Below are 17,156 nucleotides of genomic sequence, written 5' to 3' on the forward strand. Positions count from 1 at the left end.
CCCCGGGGGCCAGGTATGCGGTGGCTACTCGGCCGGGAAGACCAGGACGTACGCGCCGTCCACGTGCGGCGGTGTGTCGTCGCTCCAGCCGCACGCGGTCAGGTCGTCGCCGGTCGGATTGAAGGCGAGCAGCCCGGCCAGCCGGTCGTGGACCTTCTGTGCGACGTCGCTGGGCACCGGAGTGCTCGCCTGGCCCTTGGTGTCGTCGACAAGGAACATCACGAACGGCTCGTCGGCGTGAGGGTCGATGACGATGCCAACCGCGTCGGGGCAGGCCGCGCGGACGTCGTCGACGAGGTACGGCACGGTCTCGGTGAGCAGCTTCCGCCGCGCGGTGATGAACCGTTCGCGGGCCTTCTCCAGTGGGCCGTCTCCGCACTCCTCGGCGCCGACGGGCGGGAACACGATGCGGTGCAGTTCGGGCAAGCCGATGTCGCGAGCCGGGCACCATCCGCCGATCTCCAGGTCGGTGTGGCCGTCACGGTGGTCGAGGGCCTTGCGCAGCACCTCGTCCGCCTCGCCCAGTGTCTCGGTGTCGAACGGGCCGTACCCGTCTTCGCCGTCGCTGTCGTCTCCGGCGGGCCAGCCGGGATGGCCGGTGGCCTCAATGTGGGCGATGTGGCCGAGACCGTCCAGGCACAGGAGCGCCGACGTCGCCTCCGGCATCTGGGTGCGGACGATCTCCCCGGCCCGGCGGGCGGACTCGGCGAGTACCTGCTTCCACGCCTCGAACGTCGCCTTCTTCGTGTAGAACAGCGGGCCGTCTGCGACCTCGTACCAGCACCATTCCCAGCCGCCGATCCAGTAGCGGCCGTTCTCGTCGGGCTTGACGACGTTCGCGGCGCTGCCGGGCTCATCGTGGAGGCACGACCAGCGGATATGCAGCACGACCGGCACAGGGCCGTCGATGACCTTGATCTCGTCAGTGCCGTCGTGCCCGGACCTCTCGGCCAATTCCTTGGTGTGGGCGGCGAGCTGGCGTACGGCGTCCAGCGTGAGGCCGGGCGACAGCCAGCCGTTCCAGCGGTTCGCCAGGTCGACCAGCGCGGGGTAAATGTGCTCGTCGTCCACGCAGACGAACGTCTCGGTGTAGCCCATGACAGGGCTCCCTTCAAGTGTGAAGTGTTCGCGGTTGTCTGCCGGGCGAGCGGGGATTCCCGCCCCACGCCCGTCCGGCTGCGCCCCGGCTACCGCTCAGGGCGGAAGGGGATCTGCGGGTGGATGCCGTCGGGACCGATCGCGTACCAGCACCACGGGAACCCGCCGATCGCGTACAGCGGTTCGCCCTGGTACTCCGGGTCGTAGTCCCCGCCGTCCTCGCGGTGGTAGCGGGGCGTGACGATCGTGGTGGCGCCGTCGACGCCCTTGACGGCGATGTCCATCCAGGAGATGACAACGACGAGGCTCCACGGGTCCTCGTCGACCTCGCCGTCGATGAAGTCGATGGCGTCGATGACGTGGACGGTGTCGATCGCGTCGTGCCCGAATTCGGCTGCGGCGGCCTGGGTGTTGGCGGCCAGTTCGCGGACGGTGTCCAGGTCGAAGTACGGGCGGACCCAGCCCTCGTCGTGGCGCTCGTCGGCGTCGACGCAGGCCGGGTACTTGTCGGTGTAGTTGTTGCTGACCATCACGCGGTGCACGGTGGTCTCCCTTCGGTCATGGGTCGGGCCGGGCGCGCACTGGTCGTGTGCGTCCGGCCCGGGGTGGGTGATTGGTCAGAACTCGAACAGCGCGGGCGGCGCCTGCGGCGGCTGGACTGCTGCGGCGCCCAGTTCGGGCACCTCCTGGCCGGTCTGCTCCGTCCACCACTTCGCGAAGTGCGTGCGGTGGCACCAGTTGCCGGGCTTGCTGAGCTTGTCGAAGCACAGCAGCACGACCGGCACCTCCAGGTCGTTCGCGCCCGCGATGGCCGTCAGCTCCTCGCGGATGGCGTCGATGCCCCGCTCGTTCAGCAGCCGCCGGTAGATGAACTCGTACGCGTCCTCGGACTCGATCTTGAGCAGGGACCGTGTGGGCGTCACAGAGCGCGCGATTCCGCCGAGTTGGTAGGAGAGGGGGAAGCGGGGGTGACCGACCGTGGTACGCACCGGTGTGCCCATGTGCGGGGCGAATTCCTGGTACGTGCAGGTGGCCAGCTTGATCTGTTCGGTCACGTTGATCTCTTTCTGTTGTGCCATCCCGGCCGGGCCAGGCTGGCCCGGCCGGGGGACGTTAGCCGCGGCAGACGCAGGTCTCCTTGGATTCGGAGGGCGTGCCGTAGAGCCGGTTGGAGAGCCGAAGGATGCGGCTCGTGAGTTGACACAGGTCGGAGTTCTCGTCCTTCTTCTCCTGGCCGGTGAGGGTTTCGCGGAGCCAGGGGAGGAGAAGCCGCATTTCCTCGCCGGTGAGGACGAAGAGGTCACCTTCTTGAACTGCCCTGGTGGTCTCGCTGTCCATGGGACTTCCCTTGGGTGAGGTAGTGGGTGCAAGATCAACTCTATTGGGTACCCACTATCTCGATCAGGGGAACGGCCCTGAAAAGCCGGGAAGTTTAGGCCGCCGCGAACAGGTCGAGCTGGCGCGGCTGCCGCATGTGCCACTCATGGGTCCTCAGCGGGCCGCCCGGGTAACCGGGCAGGAACAGCAGGCACGTGCGGATGCTCGTCCCGCATACCGCGAACGAGTCGTCGGGCAACTTCTGGATGTCGCCGCCGACTTCGTCGACCATCTCGCGGAACTCCACGGTGGCCTTGTCGCTCCACCACATCAGCCCTTGGCTCATGATCGAGACGAGGATCGAGTTCTCGCCCATGAACCCGATCGCGTGCTTGATGTGGTCGAGCCCGTTGGCGAAGGGCGGGTTCATCACGAGCCGCTCGAACGGCTCCTCGTAGTCCAGCGGGTCGGCGGCCAGGAAGTCGCCGTGCACCACGCGCCGCGCGTCGCCCTGCTCGCGCAGGATCTCCACTCGCCGGGAGTCGATCTCGAAGGCGTCGACGATGCCGCCGCGCCGGGCGATCTCGCCAGCCATCGCACCGGAGCCAGCCGACGGCTCTAGGACCGTCATCCCGGCGTAGATCCCGGCCAGGTCGCAGACCTGCATCACCAGGGCCGGCGGAGTCGGGAACCATCCCTGCTCATACTTCGACGGGTAGTCGTTCGCTGCGAGGCACTGCCGCATGAACTCCTCGATGCGGTACGGGTAGACGTGCGCGCGGACCGCCTTGCGGCCGTCCCAGGCGCCGCCCATCTCCTTGAGCACCTTGTTCAACTGCTCGTACACCGGCCGGTCGATCTCGAAGGGCACGCTGACCTGGTCGTCACGGATCACTGTGCGCGGGTCCGTCAGGACTCGGAGCACTTCGGTTGGGAACTGCATGGGGAACCTCCGCTTAGGGGGCAGCGGCCGGGGCGCGTACGCGAAGCGCCCGGCCCGAAAATGGGGGTGGGTCAGGCGGCGTCGGCCGCGGCCTGCGGGTTGATCTCGATGCCGCCCGCGCGGACGGCGGCGACCGCCTGGGCGTCGCGCAGGTTCTTGATGGCCTTGGTCGTCAGGTCCCGCAGGTGCTCGATGCGCGTTCGGTAGCCGACGACGCCGCCGCCGACTCCGGCCAGCAGCAGAGCCAGTTCCTCGGGGTCGGCCGCGACCAGCTCGGACAGGATCTCGCCGGCCGTGGAGAGCTTGTCGATGCGCTTGGTCAGCCGGATGCGGTCGGCGGTGATCCGCTCGCGCTCCTCGTCGGTGACGTCGTGCGCACCGGGCAACAACTGCTGCTCGCCGCCCGGCGTCGCGGCGGCCGTCGCCTCGTCGGACAGGACGAAGAACGAGCCCTGCGAGGTTCGCCGGTCCTCCTCGCTGCGGACGGCCTGAGCGAACGCCTCCGCGTCGCGCTTGGTGGAGAAGTCGCCCCGGGTCCACTTGGCGAGGAACCGCATCTGGTTCTCGTGGCTGATGTTGGCCACGTACCAGGACACCCCGATGGGCAGGTGGCCTTTGTTGACCGCGTCCTGCAAGGGCTCGGCGAGCTTGAGCAGGTCGATGCGCCAGCCGATGTACGCGGCGGACTTGCCGGTGCCCTCGGCGACCTCATCGATGGTGTACCCGTCGTCGATGAGCTGCTGGAAGGCACCGGCCTCCTCCATCGCGGTCATGTCCGCGCGGCCGACGTTCTCCGCGACGGCCCTCATGCGGATCGTGCGGTCGCCTTGCTTGATGCCGTGCTGAACGACGGCGTCCAGCTCGGTCAGACCCGCGATCTTCGCGGCCCGCCAGCGCCGTTCGCCCATGATGAGCGTGTAGCGCTTGGTGCCCGGGTTGTATCGGACGCTCACCGGCTGCTGCTGGCCGATCAGTTTCATGGAGCCAGCCAGCTCGCTCAGCTTCGCCGGGTCGAAGTGCTTGCGGGGCTGGTCGGGGTCGGCGTCGATCCGGTCGACCGGAATCGTCTTGAGAGACGTGCGCACGTGGGCTGCGGTCGCCTCCGTCTGCTCGGCGATCGTCTCGCGGCGCTTGGCGACCTTGGTCGGCGTGACGACCTTCTTCGCCGGGGCCTTCCGTGCGGGCGCTTTGGTCGCCGCGTTCTTCGGCGCTGCCTTCTTGGGCTCGGCCTTCTTCGCCGGGGTGGCGGTGCTGGCCTCGGTGGTGGTGGCGGTCATCGCCTGTCCTCTCGGGTATGAGGGGTTGGTCGGGTGGTGTGTGGTCTGCGCGGGCGGTCAGGCCCAGAGGTCCCGCAGGTACTCCCAGGCGGAGGGACGGGGGCGGCCGAGGCCGCGCGCCGTGGCCTCCTCGTCGACCGCCGACCAGGCCCAGAAGAAGCCGGGCGTCTCGTCGTCGCTGGCCTCGCGCTCGCGGGCGACAGCCAGCAGCTCCTCGAATTGGGCGCCGGGCAGGTTCTTGACCAGGTCGCGCACGCGGCGCGCGGCGGCCTCGCCGCGCTTGTCGCAGGACTCGGTGCACGGGGTACCGGGCTCGACCTCGCAGATCAGGCACCGCTTGTTGAGGTCGGTGGCCTGTGTGTCGCGGCCGATGCTCACGAGTTCATCGAAGGTGATCACTGGGCCTTCCCTTTCTGCCGATGATGGAGGGGTGGGCAAGATCAACTCTATTGGGTACCCACTATCTAGTACAGATGGTGAGCCGCGAAGATCCATGAATTTTCGCAGGTCAGAGCCCTATAGGACGAGAGGGACACCCCGGGCGGCGGCCTCGTCGCCGACCGCCGACCAGGCCCAGGAGAACCCGGGCGTACTGTCGCCCTCGGCCGCCCGCTTCTGCGCGACGCGCAGCAGCTCCTCGAACTCGACGGCGGTCAGACCGGCGACCTTCAGGCGCACGGCCTGTTTCGCCTCGCCGCCGCGGTGCTCGCAGTCGACCTCGCAGGGCTCGCCGGTCTCCGCGCCGCAGTCGAGGCAGTCGTCGTCCTCGTGGTATGCCGGTGTGTCCCGCCCGACCTTCACCAGCTCGTCGAAGGTCACGACATTTCCTCTTGCTTCGGCTCGCCCTTGGCCGGGGCGGGCACGATCGCGGCGACCTCCCCCCGACCTCGGCGGTGCTTCCACTTTCCGGTGCGCTCGTATCCGCGATCGGCCAGCAGCTCGTCCACCTGCTTCATCAGGTTCCGCGACCAGGTCGCCCGGTGGTACTTCTCTCCCTCCGGGGCGGTGATCGTCTCCGGCTTGTGGCCGGGGTGCGGCTGGCTGTTCCCGTTCAGCCACGTCAGCGTGGCCTCGCTGGCGCTCAACTCGCACTCGATCTGCACGCGCTTCGGAATCTTCGGATCGCTGCGCTTCTTCGGCGTCTTCGGCCTGGCCTTCTTCGCCTCGACCTGCGCCCGGCGGATGTCCTCGGCCGGGGCCTGCGCCGACGCCTCGCCGGCCGACTTGGTGCCGGGCACCTTGCCGTCGGCGAGGAACGCGGCCATCGCCTTCTCCGGGCAGCGGGCGCGCACGTTCGTGTAGTCGACGGTGAAGGTGCCGACCCGGCCACCGTCGAACGTCGCGTCCTCCAGGGACATCACCTGCTTCGGTGCGAGCCGCAGGTTCCACGCGATCGACAGGCTCTTGGGGTTGACCCGCGCCACCTGGTACCACGAGCTGGTGGTGCGCACGAAGTCGCCAGGAGCGAAGTCGTCCGGCCTCCAGATCTTCACGCCGTTCGCCTCGGCCTTGGCGACGACCTCCTCCCAGTGGGTGATCTCCTCCCGCAGGTCGCGCATGATCCGACCGTCCCGGTCGGTGGGCTGCTCGTCGTCGGCGGCACCGCCGTTGCGGCGCTCGATGACGCGCAGCCCGGCCCGCAGATTCTCCAGTCTGCGCAGCGTCCGGTACGGGTCGTTGCGGTGCTGTTCGTAGGCGGCTGCGGCGTCCGCCCGGTGCTGCCAGTGGCTGGCACGGTCCGCATCCTCGAAGCTCTTGCGCATGTTGGTGTCGATGCGGGCGGCGTCGCGGCGGGCCTTCCCCTCGGAGTGGTGGCCGACGAGGATCGGCTGCCCGAACTCGAACCGGCGGGAGATGTCGTCCGCTCTCGCGCGGCGCGCGTTCGAGGAGCTGGCCGCGTTGTCGGCGTAGCCCTCGTACCGCTCGGTGCGGCCCTCGGCGCGCTCGACGCGGTCCGCTTCCGCCTCCGCGAAGGTCCGCCGCGTCCCCTCGTCGATCTCGACGTTCACAGTGTGCCCGGCCGCCTCCAGCGCCCTCGTCGCGTTCTTGATCCGCCAGGTGTCGGCCTCGTTGTCGCGGGAGCGCGGGATGCCGAGCGCGCCGATCGACGGGAACGGGCGGAACCCGTGGTTCTTGACCACCTCCCAGACGCCGTCCCCTCTCACGGAGTCGGTGATCAGGGTGCCTTCCAACCTGCTGTGCGTGATCGTGATGGTCGCCATGCGGCGACCTCCTCTCTGTTCGATGGGCCGCCGGTCAGACGGCCCGGTTGCGGGTCACCGGCGGCCCCCACACCGCCGGCGACGTCTCGGAGTGCCAGGTGTCGGCGTGGCCGCGGCGGGCCTCGTCGTTGTCGTGGACCGAGGTCCCGCAGACGCACACGACGACCGGCTCGGTGGACGCGTCGTCCGCGCGCTGCGCGTCGAGCCGGGCGCGGGCCTCCCGCCGCGAGTCCGCCCATTCACGGATCAGGGCGGTGCCCGCCTCACCGGCCGCGTCGCCCGGGCTCAGGCCACGCTCGATCCCGGCGAGGTAGGCGCTGGCGATCATCACCAACGCGCTGTCCCGCGTGAACTGCTCGACCAGGTCCTCCACTTCCAGGTGCGGCCAGGTGCTGTTGAGGGCCTTCGCCGCGAGCGCGGCGATCCTGCCGGTGGCCTCGCCGAGCCGTTCGACCTCGTTGGGGGAGAGCTGCTGTCCGGGCATGCGCGACCTCTCTTTGGGGCGTGGTGAGGGCGGGGCCGATCGGCCCCGCCCGGTGGTCGGCTGGTCAGCCCGCGAGGTTCTCTTCGCCGAGGCTGGTGAGCGTCACGGCCTGGCCGCCGCGCAGATCGCCGGACGTGTCCACCACGGCCCAGCCCATATCGATGGCGTACTGGACCATGGACCGTCGGGGGCAGGACCCGACCTCGACCTTCACTCCGTCTTCCTGGAGCGTGACGCCGTTGCGCCGGATGGCCTCCAGCACCACCCGCTCCTGAGAAGGCGTCGCCTTCCCGGCCTCGGTGCGCTCGTCTGCGGCCGGGACGTCGTCCTCGTCGACATCCAAGGTGTCGACGGCGTTGAGGAAGCGGCGCAGGCCCTCCTGCTCGGCCAGACGTGCGGCGTTGGCGACCAGGCTGGTGCTCATGCTCATCCCGTAGGAGAGCAGGGACTCCAGCGCCTCGGCCTTCTGCTTGGCCAGGCCCTCGCGGACGCCGTGACGCTCGATGCGCTGCATGAGCTGGCGCCAGGGCTTCGCGTTCGCGGAGGAGACCAGGGCGGCGTCGATGGCCATGGAGAGGTCGATCACGGCGCCCCTGCCGAGTTCGTCGGCCAACCGGGTGCGGGCCTCCTCGTCGGCCTTGAAGGCGCGCTCGGCGCGGTGGGTGAGGCAGCGAAGGGCAGTCGTGGCGTCCATGGCGGGTCCTTTCGGTGGGAGGGGGCGGGGCCGGTTGGCCCCGCCGGGGAGGTAGGTCAGCGGACGCACTTGGACGCCATGAAGGCGTCGACGATGGCGATCGTCTGGCCCCAGGTGGCTTCCGCGTCCATGTGTTCGGTGCCGCCGTAACCGAGCCGGCCGGTGACCCGCGCCTTGGCGGGGACCTCGTCCTCCCCGGGGGGCAGGTTGACCGTCCACGAGTAGCCGCCGTGGCTGACCTCGGTGAGTGCGCCGAGGTTGGTCTGCGTCCAGTTGGTTGCGATCCCGGCCTTGGTGAGCACTTCTGCGATCACGGCGTCCATCTCGTGTCCTTTCGGGGTGGTTTGTTGATCTACATACATCCTTCCACAAGTTCACTTTGGAAAACTCATTTGGGGGCTGAGTATTCACGGAATATCAGCGAGTTGACCTGCGGAAATACCCTTCACGCAGCCTTGATCATTCTAGATATTGGGTACCCACTATCCTTCGGTTATGGATCAAAGCCAGCTACCGGAGCCATACGCCTCCCTCGCCCGCCTCGCTGACGGGGAACCCACTCTCGACCAGGCCGCGGCCCTCACCCGCGCGCTTGAGAACGTCCCCGCCCTGCAACGCTGGCTCAAGGCGCAACGCGGCCGGGTCGTCTCCGACCTCCGTCAGAACCACAGCCGCAAGGAAATCGCGTCGCGCATCAACTGCACGCCGCAGCGCGTCAGCGACATCCTTCAAGGGCACAGCCGAGGGGCTGGCCCCCGCCGCACAGTCAGGCCCGAAGACTGACCGGCCAGTCCGCACACGAAGGCGCCCCGCACACTTCCCTGTGCGGGGCGCCTTCTCGTGCCGGACGCGGTCAGCTCCCGACGATCCGTCGAAGGTCAGCGAGGACCGGGCCAATGTCCTCGTATCCGAACTCGATGTGGCTGATCGCCTTTTCCCCCTGGTACTCGCCGTACTGATGCGAGTTCGGCGCGGTCACCAGGAGGCGACCGTCGCGCAGCTCCGCTCCCGCCCCGTCCGCATGACTGCCACTCCTCCACCACTTCTGGTAGGAGCCGTGCTCGACGATCTGCTCCAGCGCGGCGACCAGCGCGAGCGGTTCCCCGGGCGCGGCCACCGTCCTCTTGTCGACAAGTTGCCAGGCAGCGTCCCGCTCGGCGCCGGTCATCTTGCCCTGGTGGAAGTGCTTTCGCAGGTAACCGTCCATGTACTTTGCGGCGGTCACGTACGCCGATTCGCGGCGCACCTCCACCACGTACCACGGGCTCATCTGCTCGGTGGGTTCCAGTACGGCCGCCATGAGGGGCCTCCTTCGGTGTCAGGTGGGTTGGTGTCTGCGGTGCCTGCGTCGACGGTGAGAGGGGGGTCAGGTGGCGCCGAACAGCTCAAGTTGTTCGGCGTCGTCGGGTACGGCTGGGAGAGGCGGGAGTTCCTGAGCGCGCATCGTCGTGGGCCAGGGAATCTGCGGCTTTGGCGTCGGATGCTCGGCCTCGGCTCGCAGTTCGGCGACGAGACCGGGGTCGATGCGGTGCTCGGCGATCTCCTCAGCCGTAGGGACCCAGCCCGTGGGGATCGACCGCCCGAGCCGGTGAGTGATGCCCTGCACTGTGGCCCACACGCTGTACAGCCGGTCGTCGCGTTCCTCCCATGCGTGCTTCGCGTCCATGGCTTCGCGTAGCGCGTTTGCTTCGGCTCTCCGATTCCGGTCGTTCTCGGCGCTTGCGCGGTTCCGGCGGGCAACTTCCTCGCCATCGAGGAGAGGACGGAGCGGGCCGCGGTCCTCTTTGCGGTCCTTCACGGCTGGGGCGGGCTGCCAGCGCCGCCACAGGGTCAGCGCTTCCCGGCCGTCGGCGGTCACTGCGATCCGTCGCCCTGGACGGGTGAGGAACCCGGCCTTCAGAAGGGGCGCGAGGCGGGACTCATCGAGGGCGCGTCCAGGGCCGCCGGGCGCCAGGTAGTAGCGCAGCGCTCCGTCCGGGGCGTAGTGGAGCTGACTGGCTGCGGCGGCGGCCATCAAGTCGGCTTGGCCAGTGGACCAGTTGAGGTGTTGAGCGCGCTTCTGCTGCCGGGCGCGTTCACGGCGTTCGGCAAGGACCGTGGCGGGGACCGGGGGCGGGGGCTGCTCGCGGACCCGGTCCCCGAAGTTGGCGATGGACGTCAGCGGCCGGTCGCTCGGGTATTGCACCGAGACCCGGAAAGGGAATGGTCCGGCCGCTGCCTGCCGCTCGATGTCGTCGGCGTGGGCAGCGATCGTCTCCTCCGCGTGCCTGGTGAGGACCAGCACGTAGGTGCCGATCCTCTCCCCGTCACGGTCGGCGCCCTCAACGCGGAAGTCCTTCCCGCGCCCCTGGGCGAGGCCAAGGCCGCGCAGGATGCGCGCGATGGCCACGGTCGGGGAGTTGGGTTGGCTGGTCTTCGTCATGGGCTGAGATCTCCTTGGACAGGCCGGGCCGGTCAGCGTCCGTCGTTGGCGGCCAGTTCGATCACCAGCGGCCACCCGGCGTGCTGCGCCTCGTCAAGGGCGTTGTCGTGGGCCTCCTGGTGGTCGGGGACCACGTCGCCGTCGCGAACCATGCCGCTGGTGGCTGCGTGGAATCCGTCGACGACTTCGGCGGCCTGGTCGGCAAGGTCGTCAAGGGCGGCCTGCCGGGCGAACTCCGGTCGGAGGTCGGTCCAGAAGTAGCCGCACCCGGGCTCAGGCTTGCCCTCGAAGGAGCGAGCGGCGACCACATACACATCCACCGTTTCCTGCTCGACCATGAACCAGGCAAGGACCTTCGCCCACGCCTTCTCGGTGGTGTACTCCTCCACCAGGTACGTGAACGGGCCCTCGCCGTCGAGCCGTCCGGGACCGGCGACGGACACCGTGAAGTCGCGCGCTGTCTGCTTGTAGTCGTACGGCAGGTCGTAGAGCGGGCCCCGCTCGGCGACCTCGTCGACCCGATGGGCGGCGGGCATCTCCGGCTTCTCGGACCGCGCGGCCTTCTGGCTGGCGGCCTTGCGGGTCAGCCAGTCCAATTCGGCCGCGCCGCGCAGTTCGTTGAGGAGCTGGAGCTGCTTGCCGATGCCGAGTCCGGCCAGCGGCGCCTTAGCGTCCGGCCACACCTGGCGTGCGGCCTGGACGTAGGCGGCTCCGGCGAGGATGGTCACCTCGCGGGCGCGGTCCACGCCGAGCTTGCGGGCCTGCGCCTGGAGCAGCAGGTCCGATACCGCATCGCGGTCGCCGATGTGGGTGTCGTAAGGCTCCAGCTCGGTGTCGAGGGTGACGAGGCCATGGCGGGCGCTGAGCACGAGGACCAGGGCGTCATGCTGCTCGGCGAGCGAGGCGGCTGCTCCCCAGCAGGCGCGGAAGTACGAGCCTGTGTACAGCTCGCGTGCGGGGGCCGTGTGATCGAGCTTCTTCACGGAGCAGGCGATCACGTAGACGCGGTCGGTGCGGGACGTGGGCGGCACAGTGGCCATCTGGGGTCCTTTCGTCGGTGGCCGGGTGGTGTCCGGACGCTGTCCGGGCAGGTGACGCGAGGTGCGCACCGACTGTCCGGACAGCGCCCGGACACGCGTCCGGGACGTGTCCGGGGCGTGTCCGGGCGACAGTCAGGCCGGGGTGAGGGCGTTGACGAGGGCGCGGGCGAATTCGCCGGACACCTCGTGGCGGTGGCCGGTGATGTGGCGTCGGGCCTCGTCGCGGTCGCTGGTGTGGCGGGCGAAGCCGCACTCGCAGATCGCGACGCTCGCCGACGAGTTCCGCCGCGCGCCGCCGCCCGGCGGGTAGCGGTACCCGTCCGGCTCGGTGGTGCGGGTGCGGTGGTCGCGGGCGAACAGGCCGATCTGCGCCGTGAGGGACTGCCGAACCTGGTTGCGGTCGTCGACTACGACCAGGCCACGTGCCCGGAGGCGGGCGGTCGCTGCCGGGGGGATGAGCCAGATGCCGCCAGTCATGACCCGCTTGATGGGGTCGTACTGGGCGTCGCGGACGGAGTCGATGAGCAGCAGGTCGGAGCAGGTCGCGTCGGTCAGGGCCTTCGCGACGGGCAGGTGCGGCCGGAGCCGGATCGAGCGGGGGTGGCTGGTGACGTGCTCGCCGACCTGCCGGTGCGCGGTCCAGGAGATGAGCATCCCGCCGTCGGTGGTCACGTCGATGTCGAAGTTGCGGCGCACGGCCCGGCCGAGGAGCCACAGGGCCTGTCCCTCAGTGGCGTTGCCCTCGGTGGTGCCGCCGATGTGGGTGACGGTCTCGTAGAACATGCTGGGCCCTTCGCTGGTCAGGCGGCGTCGGAGTAGAGGGCGTGGACCAGGTCGGCCCATCCCCGGTGAACGTCGATCAGCGCGTCGAGGGCAGCCATCGCCATCTCGTCGTTGCAGTCGTTGATGCGGTCCAGAGCGCCCAGGCGCCAGGCGCGCAGCGAGTTGGCGTGCGCGCGGGTGGTGGAGTGCGGCAGGTCCAGCGCGGGCAGTGTGGGCAATTCGCCGGTGACGGGCGCGGTGACGTAGGGGAGGAGGATCGTCGGGACGTCGGTGGCCGCCAGGCAACGGCGGGCGGCCTTCAGCGCGGCCTTGGTGGCGTCGTCGAGTTGCCCGGTGAGGTCGTCGGTCGAGTCGAGGAGCGCGGCCGAGGCGTCGTGGAGGTGGCGTGCGGCGGCCTCGTAGGCGCGGCGCTGGGGGTGGATCATGGCGCGCCCGCGTACCAGGTTGCCGAGCAGCCGGGCGCGGGTCGCTGCCTTCGCGTGTGCGTTCACGATGCTGTCCTTCGGGTTCGAGTGGTCAGGCGGCGGCCATCGCGGCGGCGGCCGAGTGGTAGCAGGCGATGGAGCGCAGGCCGGCCGGGCAGTTGCAGTTGCCGGTGATGGCGGTGCGGTAGACCTCGCTGCCGTCGTCGGAGACGACGAGGAAGATCCGGTTCGCGCGGAGGGGGATCACGGCGCCCAGCTCCAGGAGCTCGACAGCCTTGGTGACTTGCCAGCCGTGGTGTCCGCCCTGGTTGGTGCGGGCGGCGCGGTGGATCTTGCGGCGGCACTTCGGGCCGTAGCCGTCGGGGCTGGGGCGGCGCAGGATGCGGCGGCACTTGAGGCACCGGGCCGGGTGGTTCGTGGTGGTGGCTTGAGTGCTCATGTCGCGCCCCTTTCGCCTTACTTGGTGGTGTGGTGTGACATTCACCATCTTACCCAAGTCAACTTTGGAAAATCCATTTGGGAAACCTGGATTGGCAAAAGGACAGCAAAGATCGGCGTGTCCGGACGCCCCCCCGGACAACCCCGGACAACCGGTCCGGACAGCACGACGCCCCGCCCTCCCACCAGGGAGAACGGGGCGTCCGGATGTGTCCGGCGGCTACTGCGCGGGCTCGGCCGCCGGCCGCTTGCACTGGTCGTGGCGGTCGCAGTTACACCGCTTGCAGTCCACGCACATCTGGCCGGCCACCAGGCCGCAGGCGCCGCACCCGCCGGTCGCGTCCAGTTCGGCATCGTCGAGCGCGATACACAGGTCCACCAGCGCCTTGTGGTTGAAGCGACGCCGGGGCCTGCACTTCCCGTCGCAGAACTCCGGCCCACCCAGCAGCACCGAGTCGTCGTCAGGGTGCCCTTCGCACTGGAACGCGCACGGGTCGCCGGGCTCGACCGTGATCGTCACCGCGTGCGCCTTCAGCACGCCCTCGCCGCCGTTGTCCGCCTGCGACCGCGCCGCATCCACCGCCGCGATGGTCTGCGGGTAGTCGTTGATCTCCTGGTTCTGTGCACGGTGCACGCCGAAGACGAGCGTCCGCAGCTCGACGTCGTCCTTGCAGTCGAACTGCTGCTCCTCGATGGCGGGGTGCTCGATGGTGACCTGATACATGCCGTGCTCCTTCATCGTGTTGGCTGGGGGGGGCGGGTCAGCAGGGGAGGGCGGGCGCGATGCGCTCGACGGCGACGATGTCCCAGGCCGCGCTCTCCACGGACATGCCGAGCGTCCAGGGCGCCCGGTAGGTGGCGTGACGGTCACCCTTGTCGACGCCGTACACCCGGGCCCAGAACTGCGGGGCGGGGGCGGCCGAGATGCCGGTGTCCAGGACGGTCAGGCGCGCGCCGTGCGCGTGGAGGATGTCGCCGGGCACCACGGACAGTCGGGGGACCTCCAGGGCGATCCGCTGGTTCCCTTCCGCGTGCAGCTCGGCCAGCGCTGCCGGGTCGGCCTGCGCGAGGTAGCGCAGGGCATCGCCGAGGTCGCGCACGGCCATGGCGTGCTCCTCGCCTGTCGGCGCCTGGGGGCCACGCAGGACGGCGGCCGAGGTGCGCGCCGCGCACTTCGCCTCGTCGACGCGGGAGGTGTCAACGAGTTCGCAGCGGTCCGCTCGCCAGGCCGAGCCTTCTTCGGTCTCGACCCAGGTGTGCGGGCCGCTGCGCATCAGGCTCGCGACGGTGCGGGTGCCGCCGTCCGTACACACGATCCGCTCGCCCTTCTTGAACGGCTGCGGCTGGTGCAGGGGGTCCAGGTCGACGCCGCACGCGGCGGCCTGTGCCATCGCCTTCTCGACGCTCGCGGCGTACCGGCCGTCTTCGATCTCGTGCGCGGGGCCGGTGAGCTTGTGCAGCTCGCCGTTTCGGGTGGTCAGGGCGACGGGCCAGGCGTCCGTCAGGATGGCGACGATGCCTTCGCCGGGGATCACGAGCAGGTCGCCGTCGTGGATGCCGTCGCCCTGTGAGGCGTCGTACGCCTCGGCGGTGCAGTCGAAGCGGTGCACGGCCGGGTTGGTAATGGGCGGGCGGGCGGGTTCGGGCGGGTTGGCGCCGTCCTTCTCGGCTGCCGCGAGGGCGGCCTCGCGGGAGGTGGCGCGGTCGCGTGCGTGGTCGACACAGGAGGGGCAGAAGTCGGCGACGCGGGCGGCGCGGGTCTCGTCCAGGTCGCGGGCCTTGCGCCGGTCGCACAGCGTCATCGGGGCGAACGGGTCGGCGAGGTGGGGGGCGTCGAAGTCGTCTTCGCCGTCGGTGCGGACGGCGGTGACGTCGGCGCGGGCGCGGAGGTCGGCCATGTTGGCGCGGGCCTGGTCGGCGTCGGTGACGGTGGCGCCGAGAGCGAAGGCGGCGGACGCGAGGGGGGAGGCGGAGGCCAGGCGCTCCGCGTAGGACTCGGTCACTATTCGGGCCTTTCGTGTGATGGTGGGTGGTTCACCATCAATTATACCCAAGTTAACTTTGGAAAAACCATTTGGGTTTGACGTTTTTGCAGGTCAGCGCCCTGCGAGCGGCAGCGCCTCGACCGTCACCGCAGGGCGGGGCGAGGCGGGGCGAGGCGCCGACCTGCCCGGAGTCGTCAGGTGTCGCCAAGCGCGTCGGGGTGGACCGGGCAGGGCCCGAACCCGCTGCCTTGGCTGGCGAGATGGGCGTGACGGCGCCCGCTGAAGCTGCACGCCGCCTTCGGGTCCTCGTCGCAGAACTCGACGCACGTGCAGTCCTGCACCTCGTCGACGGACGCGCCTTCCTGGTGGGCGGCCACGGCGTGGCCTCAGTGGTTCGCAGCCTTGGGCACCTTGACGTCGGGCCTGTGCGCGAAGACGCACCGCGAGGAACGCAGCATCCTCTCCGTCGCCCAGCCGCGCTCCTTCATGCGCTCCGCGAGGATGTCGAGGCATGGACCGTGCCAGGGGTCGTCGCGGCGGACGGCCCGGCCGCCTTCCAGCCAGTAGAGGGCGACGCGCCCGTGGGTACGCGGGTCGATGACGTACCCGCGAACATTCCGCTGCTCGTCGACGGGTTCGCTGATGTCGTGATGGTCAGTCAGCGTGGCGTAGGCGAGGCCACTCAGGACCTCGCGAGCGGCTGCGACATCGGGGTCCGTCACGTGCTTGGGGGTGCAGCCCTGGGCGGTGCCTTCGTGCTGGACTACTACCCCTTCAATGGGTTGTCCGGACACATCCGGGGCGGTGCCGGTCGCGTCCGGCTCGGCATCCTCGTCGTTGTCCGTGAAGATCCGCACGGTCAGGTCGAGTTCCCCGTCGGGGGCCATCGCCAGGCGGTGGGACAGCTCAGGGAAGGCACCTTCCTTGCCGTCGGTCAGCGCGTTCACGGCGGCGCGGACGCGGTCGGCATGGTCGCGCTGGAAGGTCATCGCGCGGCGCTCGGTGTCGCCGTTGGCGAGGGCGTCGGCGTACACCGGGTCGTGCGCGCGCAGGTAGTCCAGGGCGGCACCCAAGCGGGCAAGGGCTTCCCGCCAGTCCTGGCTGGCGGGGTCGGGGTCGGTGCGCACGCGGGCGGCAGCCTCGTTCGCCTCCTGGCGGTGGGCGGCGATGGCTTCGCGGGTGGCCGCTTCGGCGTACCGCTCACGCTCGTCGGCCATGCGGCGTGCGACGGTCACGCATACGCCGCAGAAGCGGTCGGTGGCCTCGATCTCCTCGACGGTGAGGCGCCGGATGGTGGGCCTGCCGCACAGGCCCATGCCGGTGTCGTGGGCGTAGTGGGCAAGTAGGCCCTTGCCCAGCCTGGCGGGGTGGACGTTCGCGCGCTCGTGGAGCGGACGGTTGCCGGTCATTTGGGATCCTTTGGTCGGGTGGTGTGTACAGCACCATCATACCCAAATGGATTTTGGAAATATCATTTGGGTGCGAGTTTTTGCAGGCCCCCGGGACACCAGCGCGTTTGCCAAAGTCGCCTTGTGGAATGCTGGGGGGCATGACCGATCGCCCGAAGGCCAAGCCCTCCCACGAGCCGAGCCAGGACCTCACTGATGCTCAGGCCGCGATGGACGAGGCGTGGAAGGTGTACGAGGAGAAGCGTCACGCCTATCGCAAGGCCATCGCCGACGAACTCCGCGCCTCTGGGATCTCGCACGCGAAGATGGCCGCGCTCACCTCGTACACCGAGGAGACCGTCCGGCACATCGCTCGGGAGTACAAGGTCCCGCCGAAGCGCAAGCCGACCGTCCGCCCCCTCAAGGACTGACGTCACGCCCCGCGCTTTGCCCGGTCCACCCCGCCGCCTCTCGCGCGAATGCGGGCGATCTCGACCTTGGCGCGCGCGACGACCGCAACCACGGCGACGACGCAGCCGCTCAGCAGCACCCACACGAACGCTGTCGTACCCGCCATCGTCGTCTCCTGCCTGCCGCACCTGAGGAGGCAGGAGAGTACCGCCCCAGCACACCGACGGGC

25 protein-coding genes are annotated in these 17,156 nt (G+C 69.6%); 2 read left to right on the forward strand and 23 right to left on the reverse strand.

Annotation, left to right across the window (positions count from 1 at the left end; translation table 11 throughout):
- Window positions 1–24: 24 nt before the first annotated feature.
- The 12 genes from HUT18_RS11650 to HUT18_RS11705 all read right to left on the reverse strand — a co-directional run bounded on the left by HUT18_RS11650 (window position 25) and on the right by HUT18_RS11705 (window position 8,358).
- Entirely contained in the window at window positions 25–1,098 is a 1,074-nt protein-coding gene (locus HUT18_RS11650) for a hypothetical protein (RefSeq protein WP_176100188.1), read from the reverse strand.
- A gap of 89 nt (window positions 1,099–1,187) precedes the next feature.
- The gene (locus HUT18_RS11655) at window positions 1,188–1,640 is read right to left on the reverse strand and encodes a hypothetical protein (protein WP_176100189.1); all 453 of its coding nucleotides are present in this window, start codon (window positions 1,638–1,640) and stop codon (window positions 1,188–1,190) included.
- Between the two features lie 75 nt (window positions 1,641–1,715).
- Complete coding sequence (locus HUT18_RS11660; RefSeq protein WP_254878538.1) at window positions 1,716–2,153, reverse strand: hypothetical protein; 438 nt, start codon at window positions 2,151–2,153, stop codon at window positions 1,716–1,718.
- 58 nt (window positions 2,154–2,211) lie between these two features.
- Window positions 2,212–2,436: a hypothetical protein gene (locus tag HUT18_RS11665; RefSeq protein WP_176100193.1), complete on the reverse strand. Its 225-nt coding sequence runs from the start codon at window positions 2,434–2,436 to the stop codon at window positions 2,212–2,214.
- Between the two features lie 94 nt (window positions 2,437–2,530).
- Window positions 2,531–3,358 carry a class I SAM-dependent methyltransferase gene (locus HUT18_RS11670; protein WP_176100194.1) on the reverse strand — a complete coding sequence of 276 codons (828 nt, stop codon included), beginning with the start codon at window positions 3,356–3,358 and terminating at the stop codon, window positions 2,531–2,533.
- 71 nt (window positions 3,359–3,429) lie between these two features.
- On the reverse strand, window positions 3,430–4,635 hold the full coding sequence (locus HUT18_RS11675) for a ParB/RepB/Spo0J family partition protein (RefSeq protein ID WP_176100196.1): 1,206 nt from the start codon (window positions 4,633–4,635) through the stop codon (window positions 3,430–3,432).
- A gap of 57 nt (window positions 4,636–4,692) precedes the next feature.
- Entirely contained in the window at window positions 4,693–5,034 is a 342-nt protein-coding gene (locus tag HUT18_RS11680) for a hypothetical protein (RefSeq protein ID WP_176100197.1), read from the reverse strand.
- A 117-nt stretch (window positions 5,035–5,151) separates the two neighbouring features.
- Window positions 5,152–5,454 carry a hypothetical protein gene (locus tag HUT18_RS11685; protein WP_176100199.1) on the reverse strand — a complete coding sequence of 101 codons (303 nt, stop codon included), beginning with the start codon at window positions 5,452–5,454 and terminating at the stop codon, window positions 5,152–5,154.
- Window positions 5,451–6,857: a DUF3560 domain-containing protein gene (locus tag HUT18_RS11690; protein WP_176100200.1), complete on the reverse strand. Its 1,407-nt coding sequence runs from the start codon at window positions 6,855–6,857 to the stop codon at window positions 5,451–5,453. Before HUT18_RS11690 ends, HUT18_RS11685 begins: the two co-directional genes overlap by 4 nt.
- A gap of 34 nt (window positions 6,858–6,891) precedes the next feature.
- Window positions 6,892–7,341: a hypothetical protein gene (locus HUT18_RS11695; RefSeq protein ID WP_176100202.1), complete on the reverse strand. Its 450-nt coding sequence runs from the start codon at window positions 7,339–7,341 to the stop codon at window positions 6,892–6,894.
- A gap of 64 nt (window positions 7,342–7,405) precedes the next feature.
- Complete coding sequence (locus tag HUT18_RS11700; protein WP_176100204.1) at window positions 7,406–8,035, reverse strand: hypothetical protein; 630 nt, start codon at window positions 8,033–8,035, stop codon at window positions 7,406–7,408.
- A gap of 56 nt (window positions 8,036–8,091) precedes the next feature.
- A complete protein-coding gene (locus HUT18_RS11705) occupies window positions 8,092–8,358 on the reverse strand; it encodes a hypothetical protein (protein WP_176100205.1) in 267 nt (88 codons plus the stop codon).
- Between the two features lie 172 nt (window positions 8,359–8,530).
- Here HUT18_RS11705 and HUT18_RS11710 point away from each other — a divergent pair, with 172 nt between their 5' ends.
- Entirely contained in the window at window positions 8,531–8,818 is a 288-nt protein-coding gene (locus HUT18_RS11710; RefSeq protein WP_176100207.1) for a sigma-70 family RNA polymerase sigma factor, read from the forward strand.
- A gap of 70 nt (window positions 8,819–8,888) precedes the next feature.
- On the opposite strand, the gene HUT18_RS11715 is transcribed toward HUT18_RS11710, so the two are convergent.
- From HUT18_RS11715 to HUT18_RS11760, 10 genes are all read right to left on the reverse strand, one after another.
- Complete coding sequence (locus HUT18_RS11715) at window positions 8,889–9,335, reverse strand: hypothetical protein (protein ID WP_176100209.1); 447 nt, start codon at window positions 9,333–9,335, stop codon at window positions 8,889–8,891.
- A 66-nt stretch (window positions 9,336–9,401) separates the two neighbouring features.
- Window positions 9,402–10,457, reverse strand: a complete 1,056-nt coding sequence (locus HUT18_RS11720; protein ID WP_176100210.1) for a hypothetical protein — start codon at window positions 10,455–10,457, stop codon at window positions 9,402–9,404.
- 32 nt (window positions 10,458–10,489) lie between these two features.
- Entirely contained in the window at window positions 10,490–11,497 is a 1,008-nt protein-coding gene (locus HUT18_RS11725) for a DUF6884 domain-containing protein (RefSeq protein WP_176100212.1), read from the reverse strand.
- Window positions 11,498–11,629: 132 nt separating this feature from the next.
- Window positions 11,630–12,280 carry a hypothetical protein gene (locus HUT18_RS11730; protein ID WP_176100214.1) on the reverse strand — a complete coding sequence of 217 codons (651 nt, stop codon included), beginning with the start codon at window positions 12,278–12,280 and terminating at the stop codon, window positions 11,630–11,632.
- Window positions 12,281–12,297: 17 nt separating this feature from the next.
- Window positions 12,298–12,771 carry a hypothetical protein gene (locus HUT18_RS11735; RefSeq protein ID WP_176100216.1) on the reverse strand — a complete coding sequence of 158 codons (474 nt, stop codon included), beginning with the start codon at window positions 12,769–12,771 and terminating at the stop codon, window positions 12,298–12,300.
- Between the two features lie 25 nt (window positions 12,772–12,796).
- Window positions 12,797–13,144, reverse strand: coding sequence for a hypothetical protein (locus HUT18_RS11740; RefSeq protein WP_176100218.1), 348 nt, complete (start codon window positions 13,142–13,144; stop codon window positions 12,797–12,799).
- A gap of 219 nt (window positions 13,145–13,363) precedes the next feature.
- Window positions 13,364–13,867: a hypothetical protein gene (locus HUT18_RS11745; protein WP_176100219.1), complete on the reverse strand. Its 504-nt coding sequence runs from the start codon at window positions 13,865–13,867 to the stop codon at window positions 13,364–13,366.
- Window positions 13,868–13,904: 37 nt separating this feature from the next.
- Entirely contained in the window at window positions 13,905–15,146 is a 1,242-nt protein-coding gene (locus tag HUT18_RS11750; RefSeq protein WP_176100221.1) for a hypothetical protein, read from the reverse strand.
- Between the two features lie 176 nt (window positions 15,147–15,322).
- Entirely contained in the window at window positions 15,323–15,505 is a 183-nt protein-coding gene (locus HUT18_RS11755; RefSeq protein WP_176100223.1) for a hypothetical protein, read from the reverse strand.
- A gap of 9 nt (window positions 15,506–15,514) precedes the next feature.
- A complete protein-coding gene (locus tag HUT18_RS11760; protein WP_176100224.1) occupies window positions 15,515–16,537 on the reverse strand; it encodes a hypothetical protein in 1,023 nt (340 codons plus the stop codon).
- 140 nt (window positions 16,538–16,677) lie between these two features.
- On the opposite strand from HUT18_RS11760, the gene HUT18_RS11765 reads away from it, so the two are divergent.
- Window positions 16,678–16,947 carry a hypothetical protein gene (locus HUT18_RS11765; RefSeq protein WP_176100226.1) on the forward strand — a complete coding sequence of 90 codons (270 nt, stop codon included), beginning with the start codon at window positions 16,678–16,680 and terminating at the stop codon, window positions 16,945–16,947.
- A gap of 2 nt (window positions 16,948–16,949) precedes the next feature.
- On the opposite strand, the gene HUT18_RS11770 is transcribed toward HUT18_RS11765, so the two are convergent.
- Window positions 16,950–17,093: a hypothetical protein gene (locus HUT18_RS11770; protein WP_176100228.1), complete on the reverse strand. Its 144-nt coding sequence runs from the start codon at window positions 17,091–17,093 to the stop codon at window positions 16,950–16,952.
- Between the last annotated feature and the right edge of the window lie 63 nt (window positions 17,094–17,156).

It is taken from the genome of Streptomyces sp. NA04227, from assembly GCF_013364195.1.
Taxonomy (GTDB): Bacteria; Actinomycetota; Actinomycetes; order Streptomycetales; family Streptomycetaceae; genus Streptomyces.

Excerpts from the sequence above, each read along its gene's own strand:
- HUT18_RS11650 (WP_176100188.1), bottom strand. The coding sequence starts at position 1,098 with ATGGGCTACACCGAGACGTTCGTCTGCGTGGACGACGAGCACATTTAC.
- HUT18_RS11665 (WP_176100193.1), bottom strand. The coding sequence starts at position 2,436 with ATGGACAGCGAGACCACCAGGGCAGTTCAAGAAGGTGACCTCTTCGTC.
- HUT18_RS11670 (WP_176100194.1), bottom strand. The coding sequence starts at position 3,358 with ATGCAGTTCCCAACCGAAGTGCTCCGAGTCCTGACGGACCCGCGCACA.
- HUT18_RS11675 (WP_176100196.1), bottom strand. The coding sequence starts at position 4,635 with ATGACCGCCACCACCACCGAGGCCAGCACCGCCACCCCGGCGAAGAAG.
- HUT18_RS11690 (WP_176100200.1), bottom strand. The coding sequence starts at position 6,857 with ATGGCGACCATCACGATCACGCACAGCAGGTTGGAAGGCACCCTGATC.
- HUT18_RS11695 (WP_176100202.1), bottom strand. The coding sequence starts at position 7,341 with ATGCCCGGACAGCAGCTCTCCCCCAACGAGGTCGAACGGCTCGGCGAG.
- HUT18_RS11700 (WP_176100204.1), bottom strand. The coding sequence starts at position 8,035 with ATGGACGCCACGACTGCCCTTCGCTGCCTCACCCACCGCGCCGAGCGC.
- HUT18_RS11705 (WP_176100205.1), bottom strand. The coding sequence starts at position 8,358 with ATGGACGCCGTGATCGCAGAAGTGCTCACCAAGGCCGGGATCGCAACC.
- HUT18_RS11710 (WP_176100207.1), top strand. The coding sequence starts at position 8,531 with ATGGATCAAAGCCAGCTACCGGAGCCATACGCCTCCCTCGCCCGCCTC.
- HUT18_RS11715 (WP_176100209.1), bottom strand. The coding sequence starts at position 9,335 with ATGGCGGCCGTACTGGAACCCACCGAGCAGATGAGCCCGTGGTACGTG.
- HUT18_RS11720 (WP_176100210.1), bottom strand. The coding sequence starts at position 10,457 with ATGACGAAGACCAGCCAACCCAACTCCCCGACCGTGGCCATCGCGCGC.
- HUT18_RS11725 (WP_176100212.1), bottom strand. The coding sequence starts at position 11,497 with ATGGCCACTGTGCCGCCCACGTCCCGCACCGACCGCGTCTACGTGATC.
- HUT18_RS11730 (WP_176100214.1), bottom strand. The coding sequence starts at position 12,280 with ATGTTCTACGAGACCGTCACCCACATCGGCGGCACCACCGAGGGCAAC.
- HUT18_RS11740 (WP_176100218.1), bottom strand. The coding sequence starts at position 13,144 with ATGAGCACTCAAGCCACCACCACGAACCACCCGGCCCGGTGCCTCAAG.
- HUT18_RS11745 (WP_176100219.1), bottom strand. The coding sequence starts at position 13,867 with ATGTATCAGGTCACCATCGAGCACCCCGCCATCGAGGAGCAGCAGTTC.
- HUT18_RS11760 (WP_176100224.1), bottom strand. The coding sequence starts at position 16,537 with ATGACCGGCAACCGTCCGCTCCACGAGCGCGCGAACGTCCACCCCGCC.
- HUT18_RS11765 (WP_176100226.1), top strand. The coding sequence starts at position 16,678 with ATGACCGATCGCCCGAAGGCCAAGCCCTCCCACGAGCCGAGCCAGGAC.
- HUT18_RS11770 (WP_176100228.1), bottom strand. The coding sequence starts at position 17,093 with ATGGCGGGTACGACAGCGTTCGTGTGGGTGCTGCTGAGCGGCTGCGTC.